The organism is Saccharopolyspora shandongensis, assembly GCF_900106995.1.
Lineage (GTDB): Bacteria > Actinomycetota > Actinomycetes > Mycobacteriales > Pseudonocardiaceae > Saccharopolyspora > Saccharopolyspora shandongensis.
Genome location: NZ_FNOK01000107.1, coordinates 1 through 12149, shown reverse-complemented (window position 1 = coordinate 12149; position 12149 = coordinate 1). Strand labels below are relative to the sequence as shown.

Annotated in this window: 21 protein-coding genes; 6 read left to right on the top strand and 15 right to left on the bottom strand. The window is 67.8% G+C overall.

Going from position 1 to position 12149, the window contains the following annotated elements; genetic code table 11:
- From BLW84_RS45240 to BLW84_RS45175, 14 genes are all read right to left on the bottom strand, one after another.
- A partial coding sequence (locus BLW84_RS45240) for an HNH endonuclease signature motif containing protein (RefSeq protein WP_143061372.1) occupies nucleotides 1-188 on the bottom strand: 188 nt, incomplete at its 3' end.
- Nucleotides 185-577 carry a hypothetical protein gene (locus BLW84_RS45235; protein ID WP_093278828.1) on the bottom strand — a complete coding sequence of 131 codons (393 nt, stop codon included), beginning with the start codon at nucleotides 575-577 and terminating at the stop codon, nucleotides 185-187. The genes BLW84_RS45240 and BLW84_RS45235, both read right to left, overlap by 4 nt.
- Entirely contained in the window at nucleotides 574-939 is a 366-nt protein-coding gene (locus BLW84_RS45230; protein ID WP_093278826.1) for a hypothetical protein, read from the bottom strand. Before BLW84_RS45230 ends, BLW84_RS45235 begins: the two co-directional genes overlap by 4 nt.
- The gene (locus BLW84_RS45225) at nucleotides 936-1274 is read right to left on the bottom strand and encodes a hypothetical protein (protein WP_093278824.1); all 339 of its coding nucleotides are present in this window, start codon (nucleotides 1272-1274) and stop codon (nucleotides 936-938) included. Before BLW84_RS45225 ends, BLW84_RS45230 begins: the two co-directional genes overlap by 4 nt.
- Nucleotides 1271-1615, bottom strand: a complete 345-nt coding sequence (locus tag BLW84_RS45220) for a hypothetical protein (RefSeq protein ID WP_093278822.1) — start codon at nucleotides 1613-1615, stop codon at nucleotides 1271-1273. Before BLW84_RS45220 ends, BLW84_RS45225 begins: the two co-directional genes overlap by 4 nt.
- Entirely contained in the window at nucleotides 1612-2301 is a 690-nt protein-coding gene (locus tag BLW84_RS45215) for a hypothetical protein (RefSeq protein ID WP_093278820.1), read from the bottom strand. Before BLW84_RS45215 ends, BLW84_RS45220 begins: the two co-directional genes overlap by 4 nt.
- A 175-nt stretch (nucleotides 2302-2476) precedes the next feature.
- Complete coding sequence (locus tag BLW84_RS48265) at nucleotides 2477-2719, bottom strand: hypothetical protein (RefSeq protein WP_177227072.1); 243 nt, start codon at nucleotides 2717-2719, stop codon at nucleotides 2477-2479.
- Nucleotides 2716-3045 carry a hypothetical protein gene (locus BLW84_RS45205; RefSeq protein ID WP_093278816.1) on the bottom strand — a complete coding sequence of 110 codons (330 nt, stop codon included), beginning with the start codon at nucleotides 3043-3045 and terminating at the stop codon, nucleotides 2716-2718. Before BLW84_RS45205 ends, BLW84_RS48265 begins: the two co-directional genes overlap by 4 nt.
- Complete coding sequence (locus tag BLW84_RS45200) at nucleotides 3042-3530, bottom strand: hypothetical protein (RefSeq protein ID WP_143061370.1); 489 nt, start codon at nucleotides 3528-3530, stop codon at nucleotides 3042-3044. Before BLW84_RS45200 ends, BLW84_RS45205 begins: the two co-directional genes overlap by 4 nt.
- A complete protein-coding gene (locus BLW84_RS45195; RefSeq protein WP_093278812.1) occupies nucleotides 3527-3961 on the bottom strand; it encodes a hypothetical protein in 435 nt (144 codons plus the stop codon). Before BLW84_RS45195 ends, BLW84_RS45200 begins: the two co-directional genes overlap by 4 nt.
- A complete protein-coding gene (locus BLW84_RS45190) occupies nucleotides 3958-4167 on the bottom strand; it encodes a hypothetical protein (protein WP_093278810.1) in 210 nt (69 codons plus the stop codon). Before BLW84_RS45190 ends, BLW84_RS45195 begins: the two co-directional genes overlap by 4 nt.
- On the bottom strand, nucleotides 4164-4466 hold the full coding sequence (locus BLW84_RS45185; protein ID WP_093278809.1) for a hypothetical protein: 303 nt from the start codon (nucleotides 4464-4466) through the stop codon (nucleotides 4164-4166). The genes BLW84_RS45190 and BLW84_RS45185 overlap by 4 nt, the downstream gene beginning before the upstream one ends.
- Before the next feature lie 74 nt (nucleotides 4467-4540).
- Nucleotides 4541-4861, bottom strand: coding sequence for a MerR family transcriptional regulator (locus BLW84_RS45180; protein ID WP_218157770.1), 321 nt, complete (start codon nucleotides 4859-4861; stop codon nucleotides 4541-4543).
- Nucleotides 4858-5076, bottom strand: a complete 219-nt coding sequence (locus BLW84_RS45175; protein WP_177227071.1) for a helix-turn-helix domain-containing protein — start codon at nucleotides 5074-5076, stop codon at nucleotides 4858-4860. Before BLW84_RS45175 ends, BLW84_RS45180 begins: the two co-directional genes overlap by 4 nt.
- Nucleotides 5077-5282: 206 nt before the next feature.
- On the opposite strand from BLW84_RS45175, the gene BLW84_RS45170 reads away from it, so the two are divergent.
- The 6 genes from BLW84_RS45170 to BLW84_RS45145 all read left to right on the top strand — a co-directional run bounded on the left by BLW84_RS45170 (nucleotide 5283) and on the right by BLW84_RS45145 (nucleotide 11513).
- Complete coding sequence (locus tag BLW84_RS45170; RefSeq protein ID WP_093278803.1) at nucleotides 5283-5657, top strand: hypothetical protein; 375 nt, start codon at nucleotides 5283-5285, stop codon at nucleotides 5655-5657.
- Between the two features lie 109 nt (nucleotides 5658-5766).
- Nucleotides 5767-6492 carry a hypothetical protein gene (locus BLW84_RS47090; RefSeq protein WP_143061369.1) on the top strand — a complete coding sequence of 242 codons (726 nt, stop codon included), beginning with the start codon at nucleotides 5767-5769 and terminating at the stop codon, nucleotides 6490-6492.
- Between the two features lie 10 nt (nucleotides 6493-6502).
- Nucleotides 6503-7768, top strand: a complete 1266-nt coding sequence (locus BLW84_RS45160) for a tyrosine-type recombinase/integrase (RefSeq protein WP_093278799.1) — start codon at nucleotides 6503-6505, stop codon at nucleotides 7766-7768.
- 258 nt (nucleotides 7769-8026) lie between these two features.
- Complete coding sequence (locus BLW84_RS45155) at nucleotides 8027-8728, top strand: flavin reductase family protein (RefSeq protein WP_093278797.1); 702 nt, start codon at nucleotides 8027-8029, stop codon at nucleotides 8726-8728.
- Nucleotides 8729-8965: 237 nt separating this feature from the next.
- The gene (locus BLW84_RS45150; RefSeq protein WP_093278795.1) at nucleotides 8966-9682 is read left to right on the top strand and encodes a MerR family transcriptional regulator; all 717 of its coding nucleotides are present in this window, start codon (nucleotides 8966-8968) and stop codon (nucleotides 9680-9682) included.
- A gap of 121 nt (nucleotides 9683-9803) precedes the next feature.
- Nucleotides 9804-11513, top strand: coding sequence for an AMP-dependent synthetase/ligase (locus BLW84_RS45145; RefSeq protein WP_093278793.1), 1710 nt, complete (start codon nucleotides 9804-9806; stop codon nucleotides 11511-11513).
- A gap of 307 nt (nucleotides 11514-11820) precedes the next feature.
- Here BLW84_RS45145 and BLW84_RS45140 read toward each other — a convergent pair.
- On the bottom strand, nucleotides 11821-12149 hold a 329-nt coding region (locus BLW84_RS45140), incomplete at its 5' end, for an integrase core domain-containing protein (RefSeq protein ID WP_177227070.1).

Below are 12149 nucleotides of genomic sequence, written 5' to 3'. Positions count from 1 at the left end.
CCGCACAGCAGCAGCAGGTTCGACGCGGTGTTGGTGGCCGGGTCGGTGCTGCCGCCCATCTGCCGGGGACGCCGGTGGTGCAGGTTTGCGCCGCGGTGGGTTCCGCAGCGTTCGCACACTGGCCAGCCGCCACGATCAGCGCGCTGCGTCACGATTTCGCGGGTGCGGGTGGTCGGGTCCTTGCTCATGCCGGCACCTCGGTTCGGGACGGCTGGACGAACATCCGGGTGCCACGCTCCGGCCGCTCGAAAAGCCCATCCATGCCACGCGGTTCAGGCTTCGGCCGCGGTTCGCCGCCGCCGTCGCCAGGCGCGCGGTATTCGATGCAGGTGTACTGCTGCCCGATCGAGTACCGGCCGTGTTCGTCGCGCGGCCCGTCGAGGAATTCGGCCGGGGTACGGCCGAGCTGGGCAACGAGGATGATCGGGCAGCCGTTGTTGCTGATGCCGTTGCGGAACGGGGCATCGCGCAGGCAGTTGTCGCACCACGCCGCCATCCAGCCGTAGCCCTCGGTGCCGTTCGAGAACGGGGAGCCCTCGCGGGCGCGGTTCCACACCTCGTCGTAGTCGATGCTCATCGGCCCACCCCGGTCTCGACGCCGTACATCAGCCGCACGGATGCGCCGACGGACTGCCAGGCGCGTAGCTCGGCCTCGACGGCGCGGGCGGTGCGCTCGGCGTACCGCTGCGCGATTTCGGCGGTCTCCGCCGCTTCCCGCTCGTCTTGGGTGGCGAGCTCGGCGGCGTACTTCTTTTCGTGCGCCGGGCCCTGGTGGTCGAGGTAGGCGCGCGAGTGCGCGGCGTCGTACTCCCGTCGCAGCCGCTTCGCTTCGCGCTCGGCGTCAGTGGTGACGGTGACGCCCTTGTGGATGCGCTCGGCACAGGCGCGGATGTTCTGCTCGATCTGCACCGGGTTCAGCGGCGCGTCTGGCGCGGTCATGCGGCTGACTCCGATGCGGTCGCAGCGATCCAGGTTCCGTTGCGGGATCCGCGGCGTGGGCGGCGCCGGCTGGCGTAGTCGCCGACGCGCACGATCAGCCCGTCGCGGGCGGCGCAGCCGAGCACCGACGGCAGCAGGTTCGGCCTGGCGTCGCTGACGTCCGCCACGCGGCGGAGGTCGTCGGCGGTGAACTCCCGGCCAGCGGCGATGAGTTGGGCGAGCGCAGCCTCGACGCGGTGCCGGTGATCGCGGTGGCCGGCGGTGGCCGCCGCGAGTGCGGCGGCTTGCCCCTCGTGCCGGTCGGCCAAGCCCAGCGCCAGCTGCCCGGCGCTCACCGGCGAACCTCCAAACCGAGCGTGGCAGTCGGGTGGAAGCCGACCGGAATGCCGCGTGCGTGCTGGTCGTGCCATTCGTGCAGGAGTTCCCACACGTCGTCGCCCGCGTCCCACGCGCGGCCGAGCCGTTCGGCGACTCGGCGCGCGCGGTCCGGTGCGATCTGCTCCAGTTCCGCCATGAGTGCGACGATGGCCAGCGCGTTGACGGGCACCAGGGCCCGCAGTAGGTCGCGGGCGGTTTCCAACGAGACGTTCTCGGCGTAGTGGAGATCGAGAGCTTTCGTTCCGTGGCGCAGGAAATCGCCGATGATCGCGCTCGGCGTGTTCGGCGAGGTCTTCACTTGGCGCCTCCCTTGGTGCCCAAAACTGCCGCCGGGTTGGCGGACAATGCGTCGGTGAACGCGTGAATGGACTCAACGGACGTTTCCTCGCCGAGCCCGACCTTGGTGCGGGCGTGGTACTCGATGGCCACCGCGTCGAGGTCGAGCCCTAACGCCTTGCATTTCTCGGCGAGGCGCGCCCTGGCTGTCGCCGCCGGGGAAGCGGGCGGCTCAGCGGCGGGTTCGATGTGGGCGGGTTCCTTCTTCCACAGGTCCAGCGCGACGCCGAAGCGCATGGCCGCGTTGCGCAGGGCGTCGCCGATGGTTTCCTTGACGGCGTCGCCGCCGCGCTTGCCGTCCGGGTGGCCGTAGCCGAGCCGGGTGGTGCCGCACACCGTGAGGCGAATCCACAGACCGTTGTTGTCGTCGAGCGCGGGCCGTCCGGCGGCGTCGACCGCTACCGGTTCCCAGTTCCATTCCGGGTCGACTGACAGGAGTCGGTCGGTGAGGTCGGCGTGTCCGACGAATTCCAAGTGGATGTGCGCGCTGGTGATGAAGTTCCCGCAGGTGTCGCAGCGGATCGCGCTGTGCCGGTCGCACACGCGGCCGTCGGCCTTGCTGCATGCCCTGCATGTGATCTTCGGCTTGTTGCCGATCGCTTCGGTCGGGAACGGTTCCCGCAGCTGCGTGTGCTGGTCGGTGTTCACGCTGGTACTCCGGTGAGACTTGGCGCGAGGTAGTCGCGCAGGGGTTGAGGGGCGACGCACAGCGGGCAAGCCACGCGGGCGGGGCTCCGGCCGTCGAGGGGCTGCACGTCGAGGGCTCGGCGGCCCCCGCACACCGGGCAGACCGCCGGGTGCGCGAAGGCCACGACCAACGCCGTCAAGACGCCACCGCCGCAGGCGTGTCGACGACGTCGACACCGATCAGGTGGCCACGGCCGTAGCGGTGGGCGCAGCCGGCGCACTCGGACATCCGCCACCAACCGGTGTTGCCAAGGTCGCCGTGGTCGGGCGACGCGACGCATTCGAGGTAGCGTTCGCCGGGTTTGATCGTTCGCCGGATTGGCCAGCAGGCGTCGCAGCCTCGCGACTTGCGGGCGGTGCGCACGGTGGAGCGGATCATGCGCTCGCCCCCGTCCATCCGATGTCGGCGGCGTAGTGCCATTTCCCGCCGTGTCCTTCGTGCAGCAGGCAGCGCACGACCTGATCGCGGATTTCGGGGTTGAGCTGCGTCAGGTGGATGTAGGGCTTGCGGGTGGAGCGGCACTGCGGCGCTTCGGGTTCCCACCATTCGCCGGGCTGCTCGGGGTTGTCGGTGCTCCACGAGCACTCGCAGTGTTCGCAGTCGAAGGTGCGGTCGGGGCTCGCGTTCGTTTCTTCGCTGCAGACCGAGCACGGAGGGCAGGGGATTTCGAGTCCGGGCGGTGCGGGTCGGGTTGGAGTGCTCATGCGACACCGCCCGTGACGGCTGGCATGCCACCGTCGAGGCTCACCGCGCCGGTGCACACCATTTCGGCGACGATCTCGGCCGCCTCATGGGTGAGCCGCACCGTCACGTAGGGCTCGCCCTCGTAGATCTCCACGCCCGGCACGTCGAGGGTTCCGTCCGGCGTAGCACCTTCACCGGCTTTCTTCGACGCATCAAGTACGGCCTTGAGGAACGCCTCGCGGACCACCGGCTTGTGTTCGACTTCGGCGGGGTAGTGCTCGGCGATCCACCGGGCGAACCGCTCAGGGTCGCTCACCCGGGCCGACTGGCGGCCCTTGCTGATCGACACCGACCCGAGCTTGCGTCCGTTGTGGACAGCGGTCACCCGGTCCTCGGGGTCGCCGGACTCGATGACGTTGACGTTGGCCTGCTGGCGGGCGGCCTTGACTCGTTCCTCCAGCACCCGCAGCACTGCGGCGGGCAGAGCAGCATCCTTGAGGTTCACGCCGACACCGCCTCCGCGTCGGCGGCCAGCAGCGGAGCACAACGCCACTCGAACGTCTCGACCTCTTCGGTGACCTCGACCATCGGCACCACGGCCGCCGGGTCCGGCACCTTCCGCGTCACGGTCTCCGTGCCGGTGACCACCCGCTCACACACCGCGCCGCGGTTGCCGAGAGCCATTGCCTTGAACGGTCCCCACGAGATCGACAGGTTGTAGAGGCTCACGCCGATGTCCTTCTCGACCTTCGCTCCGTGCTTCAACGCGGCGCGGGCGATCGCGGCCATCTCCTCGGCGCTCTGCGGATGCCACACGTGGATGCCGTGGATTCCGCCTAGGTAGGTAGCCGGAATTTCGGGGTGTGCCTCGATCATGTCGGCGAGGGCGCGCAGTCCGGCGGCCTGCTGCTGGGCGAGCGTTTCGGTGTCGGTCATCGGGTCACCTCGGCAAGATCGGTGGTCACAGCGGGCGCGGTGGGGTTCGGCGGCAGCTGGCAGGGACGCAACCGCAGGTCGTTGTGGATCACGTGGCGGTCGCCGTCGACGTAGCGGGCGGCGTGGGCGCAGACGGCGCACGGGGCGCCGAGCAGCGGCAGCAGCACCGGGCCGTACAGCACCGGGGCGGACTCGACGGCGGTCACCGGGCCACCCCCGTGAGCTGGTCGGCGATCCGCAGCCGCGCCGCCGCGTGGTAGGTGCAGAACGCGCGGTCGACGTAGCCGCGCACTTCCCACGCCCCGGGCTCGACGCAGGGGGTCCAGTTGCCGCCGGCGCAGTCCCGCCCGGGCAGCGCGAGCCACGCGCGGTTGTCCTGCTCGACCAAGTCGTGGTCGGCGCAGTCGCGGAAGTCGATGAGCACGGTCAGCGCGTCCAGGTTGGACGTGGACACCTCGGTACGTTCGGTGTCGGTTTCGGGCGGGATAGCCTTGGTTGCAGCCATTGAGAGCTCCTATCTCTCGTGGTGAGCGGGTCGCCGCGCTCTTGGCGGGGAGCGGCGGCCCGCGTTGTTGGGGGTCAGGCGTGGGCGAGTCGCCGCGGACGGGCGGGCAACTCACCGGCCATCCACCGGTCGGCGTCGTCGCGGCGCACGCGGTAGCAGGCGTGCGGTTTCGGCTGGGCGCCCCGCAATCCGCTGCGGCCGTCGGTGCGCTGGTACTCGCGGAGCGCGCGCAGCACGGTGTCCTTGTGGCGGCGCGTGTAGGCGGCGGTCTCGCGAACGGTCATCCACGGCGAGGAGATCGCCGCTCCCCCGTCGGCGCTCGGTTTGGTCGGCCGGGGAGGGGGGATCGGGTGCGTTGGCACCGGCCCCTTGGTGGGGTGGGCGTCGCCGGTCATGCCGCGCCGACCTTGGACGGGGCCATCACCTGGTCGATGTCGACGCCCAGGTGGTTGGCGATCCGGTACAGGGTCTCAACGGCGGCGGTGTTGGTGCCGGTCTCGATCCCGTAGAGGTGCTTGTACGAGACGCCGACAGCGGCGGCGAAGTCGCTTCGGTTGACGCCGCGCTGCTCGCGCAGTGTCCGGATGTTGGTGCCTCGGGGGTCTGCCATGAGGACAACATAGGACATTAAAGGAGACCCAGCAAGAATTTAGAGGACAATTTCGCAGCAAAGGTTGAAAAATAGAAGAGAGAAGAGGTAGGAAGAACCTAGAAGAACCCACCCGAGGAGGACAGATGCGGTACCTGGCGAGACAGAAGCGCCGTCGACCCCCCTGCCGCGTGGACAGCACCAGACCGATAAGGCATGCTTCGGACATGCCCGGAAGAGACTGGAAGAGACTTGCGGACTACGTCACCCGCGCACGCGTCGACGCCGGATTCCGGGCGCGCCGTAGTTTCGCCGAGCACATCGGCGTGTCGGACAAGACGCTGCAGCGGCTGGAGCTGAAGCACGAGCCTGTCAGCCCGACCGTGCAAGCGTCCATCGAACGCGGGCTCGACTGGTCTCCCGGCAGCGTTCGGGCCGTGCTCGAAGGCGCCGAGCCGAACGAGCAGGCGTCGCAGTCGGCGTCGGCGCCCGTTGATCCGGCAGAGGCAGCGGAGGAGTTCCGCGAGAATCTGCGCCGGGACTTCAACGAGCTCATGGCGCGCGTCGACCAGTTCATCGAGCAGCAGCGGCGCTCCGGGTAGGCGGCCACTTCGGACAACCGTTCACTTACGGCCGATCGAGGCTTTTGCAACGATTTGGCGTAGTCATTCGACTACCAGGCGTAGATCACTACGCCTAAAAGGACGTCGAATGACCAGAGTGGATGATCAGCGTTGGCTTGTCGAGCTGAAGCAGATGCGCGACCGCATCGACGCGGAGATCTCCCGAATCGAGCAGGAGCAACGATCCCGCGATGAACGCAAGCACAGCTGGCAGCTCATCAAAGGTGGACTGCTCACCGTTGTACTTCTGGCCCTCAGCGGCGCGGTCTGGGCGCTGCGCCAACTGCGGGACCACACGGCAGCCCTCGCGTTGACGGCGGCAACGGCATCCACCGGCATGGTGGTCATGGCGATCGTGTTGGTTCCGGTAACCGAACGCGATGCCCGCGGCGAGTCCCCGCCCCAGCCGCAGGAGACACGAGCCCTGCTGACGCCAGGACCACGCGAGACCGAAGCGACGACGCTCGCGCCGACGGCGCCCCAGCCACCGGGCACGCCGGGCACCACAGCGAGCGCACCGGCCACATCGAGCGGCGAGTCCGAGCCGCCATCAGCGCCACCCGAGTCAGCCACGAGCGCGCCGGCCACGTCGAGCACGCGAGATCAGCCGAGCACCACCCCGACCAGCACGACAGAACCGAGCCCGTCGGAGCGCCCCGACGACAACGGCGAGGCGGAACGCCCCGACGACAGCAAGCACGACCAGGACAAGCCACACGACAAGGACCGCTGTCTACGGGTGCGACCACACCTCGGAGTAGACCCGCACGCCTGCCTGTCCGCAGTAGGTGAGGTGTTGCAAGCAACAATTTAAGGAGGTTGATATGGCCTGGGCTGACCCGTTACCGGGTGGCAGTTTCCGCGGTGGATACCGTGACTCAGCTGGGAAAAAGCAGTACGTCAAGGACGGTAACGGCAAGACGCGAAAGTTCGGCCGGAAGAAGGACGCGCGCGACGCCGCGACCGAAGAGGAGCTGAAAGCAAGTCGACGGGCCGCCATCGCCAACGGCTCAGAGTCCGCACGTATTTCGTGGGGGGCCTGGTGGGACAGCATCTCGGACGATCGGGACGCGCGGCTGTCGGACACCAACTCGACGGAACACTGCATCGTCGAGAAATACATCCGCCCGAAATGGGGCGACGTTCCACTGAACCAGATCATCACCAAAGGAAGCACGGAGAAGGGCGTGCAGGAGTGGGTGAACGACGTCACGGCTGGCAGGGTCGACGGCTGGAAGCGCGAGCAGCGACCGGCACCGAGCTACGTCAGGCGGATTTACGCCGTGTTCCAAGCGTCGATGACCATTGCGCACGACAAGAAGATTCTTTCGGCCTCGCCGTGCGTTGGGATCAAGCTGCCTACCAAGTCGAAACGGGCGAAGCCCTACCTTGACACCGACCGCGCCGGGAAAATGGGCGAGCACCTGCGCGAGGACTACCGCGACGCGGTCGAATTCAGCGTCGAGACCGGCATTCGCCCCGGGGAACTCTGCGGCCTGCACGTGCACTCCGTTGATCGGGAGCGCGGCTGGATGTGGGTTCGTGAAGTCCTTGTGTCACGGCGTCGCGTCATCCGCCCGTTCCCGAAGGACGACGATGTGCGAGCGGTCCCGTTGACACCCAAGGCCCTCGATATCTACGACCGCCAGATCGACGGCCGAGACCTGACCCGCGGCTGCGGATTGGAGCACACCGACGGAACTACCTGCACCAACGCGCTCGTGTTCCTTTCGAAGCGCGGTCGCCCCATGCGACCCGACGGAATCGGAGATTGCATGCGGCGAGCGGCGAGGAAAGCCAAGATCCCGGTTGCGGCGCTGTATGCAGCCCGACGCGGGTTCGCTACACGCGCAGCAGAAGGCGGACTGGACGTGTTCGCACTCGCCGACGTGATGGGTCACGCAAACATCAACCAGACGAAGGAGTACGTCCAGCAAACGCATACCGCTCGGGCGCGCGTGATCGCGGCGCTCGGCGAGACCCCGCATCTGGCCGTGATCCATGGGACAGCTGGGGCAAATCCTGGGGCAGACAGCAGCCAACAACCGCCTTCAGGAACCGTGATCGAAGCGAAGGAAAATGCGTCTTGACCTGCTGTTATGCAGTCAGGCACCTTGATCCACCTACATCGATCGCAATCGGGACAACCGCAGGTCACAGAGTTGATGCGACACCGTTGGTGTTACGGCGGTCAAGGCCTTGACCTGCCCCGAAAGCCCTGCGTTCGCGCAACGCACGAGACGGGCACCTGACTTCCGCGCAGCGCTCGCAGTGGTGCCGTGGGCGCGTGGAACGAGAGGTCTGATTGCCGCCAGCCGGTGGCATCTCCCGCCACAAGGATGGATCTCATGACGGCAACAACCTCGACGCACACCCGGATCGAACCCGGCATCCTCTACTTCGGGACGCCGGTGGTCCTGATCTCCACGCTGAACGAAGACGGATCCGCCAACCTCGCCCCGATGTCGTCGGCTTTCTGGCTCGCCTGGCGAGGCATGCTCGGAATGAGCACCCACTCGAAGACCGTTCAGAACATGCGGCGGACCGGCGAATGCGTCCTGAACCTGCCGTCCGATTCGCTCGCGCACGTCGTCGATCGGCTGGCGATGACCACGGGCTCGAATCCGGTTCCGCCCTACAAGCACGAGGCTGGCTACCGGTTCGAGCCCGACAAGTTCGGCCGCGCGGAACTCACGCCGGTCGCTTCCGAAACGGTGTCGCCGCCACGCGCCGCCGAGTGCCCGGTGGCGATGGAAGCAGTCATCGAAGCGGAGCATCCGGTGGCCGATGACGACGAGGCGCAGCGCGGCGGGATCGTGGCCTTGGAGGTGCGCATCCAGCGCGTGCACGTGCACGAGGAGATCCGCATGGAGGGAACCACCGATCGCATCGACCCGGACGCGTGGCGACCGCTGATCATGAGTTTTCAGAAGTTCTACGGGCTCGGACCGCAGGTGCACCCGTCCAGGCTCGCGCAGATCCCGGAAGGGTTCTACCGCGGCCCGGACATCGAACGCGGACGAGAAGCCCCCACGCTGCGAGTCGGCTAGGACCCGAGCGCTCCGGCGCTGACCCGTTCATGCTGTGGCCTGTTCTCGCAGATGCCGAGAACAGGCCCCACGACGATCGACCAAGATCATGAGGCGGCCGGCAGGCGAGAGGCTGCTTCTGCACCGCGATCAAACCCTCGAAAACCTGACTTGACCTGCCCTAACCCGACCAGCCGGGATCACAGCTTCGATGAGACATCGTTGGTGTTACAGCGGTCAAGGAGTAACGTTGCCGCCATGCTCCGAACTGCGGACGAAGAGCTCACCATCGACGAACTGGCCGCCCGCGCCGGAGTCACCGTGCGCACCGTCCGGTTCTACTCCTCGCGCGGCCTGCTGCCGCCGCCACGACTGCGCGGCCGGCTCGGCCTCTACGGCGGCGACCACCTGGCCCGGCTCGACCTGATCCGCGAACTGCAGGCGCTCGGCTTCACGCTGTCGGCGATCGAGCGCCACCTGGAGCGGATCCCGGCCGACGCCTCGCCGGACGAGCTCGCGCTGCAGCGCGCGCTGATCGCGCCGTGGACGGATGACCACGCCGAGGACCTGGAGCGCCACGAGCTCGATCGCCGTGCCGGCCGGCATCTGGACGACCGGCTGGTCGAGCAGCTCATCGAACTCGAGATACTGCAACGGATTCCGGATTCGACACGGATCCGGCTGCCCAGCCCGGCGATGCTGGGCGTCGGCCTGCAGATCCTGGAGCTCGACCTGCCGCTGGAAATGTTGTTGCAGGCCAAGGGAATCGTGGAGCAGCACACCGTGCAGATCGCGACCGAGCTGCGCGAACTGTTCGCCGCGAACGTGCTCCGCCCCTACGTCGAGCGCGGCCGACCGGAAGATGAGCGCGAGCGGGTCCGCGCGGCGACCGACCAGTTGCGACCGCTGACCATCCAGGTCCTGGTCAACGGATTCCAGCGCGCCGTCAACGACGTGATCCGCGACCACGTCTGAATTGACCGGATCGGGCGATCGATTCCGGCTTTCGGCACTGGCCAACGACACCTCCCATGAGGTTTCATCGCGTCGTGACGCATGCCACACCCGAGCATGCGCGGAGGGGAGACCCGATGCGATGAGCGCTTCGGAAGCCTGGGCCACGGCCGCGGCGGAGACGACCATCCCGCAGCTGTTCTCGCGCAACGCCGCGGAGTTCCCGCAGCGCCCTGCGCTCACCGACAACGGGCGCGAGCCGCGCACCTGGACCTGGGCCGAAGCGCGCCACGAGGTCCACGAGTTGGCCGCCGGGCTCACGGCATTGGGCCTGCAAGCAGGCCAAACGATGCTGATCATGATGGCGAACCGCGCCGAGCACTGGCTGATCGACGTCGCGGCGGCCCACATCGGAGCGGTGCCGAGCACCCTCTACCCCACGCTCAGCCAGGACCAGGTGCATTACATCGCCCAGCACAGCAGGGCCCGGGTCGTCGTGCTCGACGGCGCCGACCAGTTGCGGCGCTGGTCCAAAGTGCTGCGCAACGTGTCCACCATCGAGCACGTCGTGGTGCTGGACGAGGCGGCGATGGTGTCCGCGGACCACCGGTTCCGCACCTGGGAGCGCTTGCGGGTGCTCGGCGAACAGCGCTTGCACGACGATCCGGACCTGGTGCAGCGGACGTCGGCGGCGATCGTGCCGAACCACCCGGCCGCAATCCTCTACACCTCGGGGACCACCGGCGGGCAGAAGGGCGTAGTGCTCACCCACCGGAACATCTGCTTCGCGGCCGCAGCGCTGCACCAGATCACGCAGCCCGAGCGGCACGCGCCGCGCCTGTGCTACCTGCCGCTGGCGCACATCGCGGAGCGGATGGTCGGGCTCTACGCCGCGATCCACGACGCCGCGCACGTGCACTTCTGCGCCGATCAAAGCCGAATCCTGGCGGCGCTGACCCACGCACGACCTGCGCTCTTCTTCGGTGTGCCCCGGATTTGGGAGAAGCTCGCCGCGGCGCTTCAGAAGATCCCGGCCGAACAGCGCGCCAACCCGCAGGCACTACGCGCCCGCATCGGCTTGGACCGCGCCCTGTGGCCGTCCAGCGGCGCCGCCCCGATCGACATCGGCCTGCTGGAGTTCTTCAGCACGATCGGCTTGGACATCTTCGAGCTCTGGGGCATGACCGAAACCACCGGCTGCGTCACCACCAACTCCGCGGGCGCGCGCCGCCCCGGCACCGTGGGCCGCGCCGTGCCCGGCGTGGAGATCCGCACCTCGCCCGACGGCGAGGTGCTGGTGCGCGGTCCGTTGGTGTGCGCGGGATATCTGCAGCCCGACGGGGTGATCCGGCCGGCCACCGACGCCGACGGCTGGCTGCGCACCGGCGACGTCGGCGTGCTGGACGCCGACGGTTTCCTCACCATCACCGGCCGGAAGAAAGAGCTGATCATCTCGGCCGGTGGCAAGAACATCGCGCCCACGGCGGTGGAGAACGCGCTCACGGCACATCCGCTGATCGGGCACGCGCTGGCGTTCGGGGATGGCCGCCCGTACCTCGTCGCGCTGCTGGTGCTCGATGAGGACACCGCGCCGAAGTGGGCGCGCGAGCGCGGCATCGCCTTCGAGGACCGCGTCGAACTCGCCGCACATCCCGCGGTCCGGTCCGAAGTGGAGGCTGCGGTGCGGGCCGCGAACGAACGGCTGAACCGGCCCGAGCAGGTCAAGCGCTACCAGATCCTCGGCCAGCAGTGGGGCGTCGAAGGCGGCGAACTGACGCCGACGCTGAAACTCAAGCGCCGGGTGATCCACGACAAGTACGCCGACATCATCGACCAGCTCTACGGCGACTGACCCAGCAGCGCAAGCACGGGAACCTTCCTGTCACCCCGGCCCCGGCGGTGCGAGCACGGGAACCTTCCTGCCACTTCCGGCCCGGCCACTTGGCAGAAAGGTTCCCTTCCTGTCGCCCGACAGCAAGGGAACCTTTCTGTCACCACGGCTCATGACTGCCGTGAGGATGGGAACCTTCCTGTCATCTCAGCGCCTCGACTACGTGAGCATGGGAACCTTCCTGTCATCCGGCCCTTTGCCTTGGCAGCATGGGAACCTTTCTGTCACCGAGGTCTGAGGTTGCCCCCGAAGACCGGACACCGGGGTTTCATGCCACGAGGGCGTGGTCTTGACGATAGCTGACGCGCGTTTCGTGGGGTGTTCGGTGATCAAGTGTCGAATGTAGACGGTCGTAATTGTAGTAGCCGAGGTAGGAGAAGACGTCCCGCCGGGCGTCTTCTCGGGTGGCCCACACGGTGGTGCCGATTTCGGCTTTGAGCGTGGAGAAGAACGACTCCGCGACCGCGTTGTCGTAGCACGACCCGGCCCTGCCTACCGACGGTCGCACGCCCAGACCGGCGATCGTGGCACGGAACTCGGTGGAGGTGTATTGCGAGCCACGGTCGGAATGAAAGACCGCGTCGTTACCGATCAGGC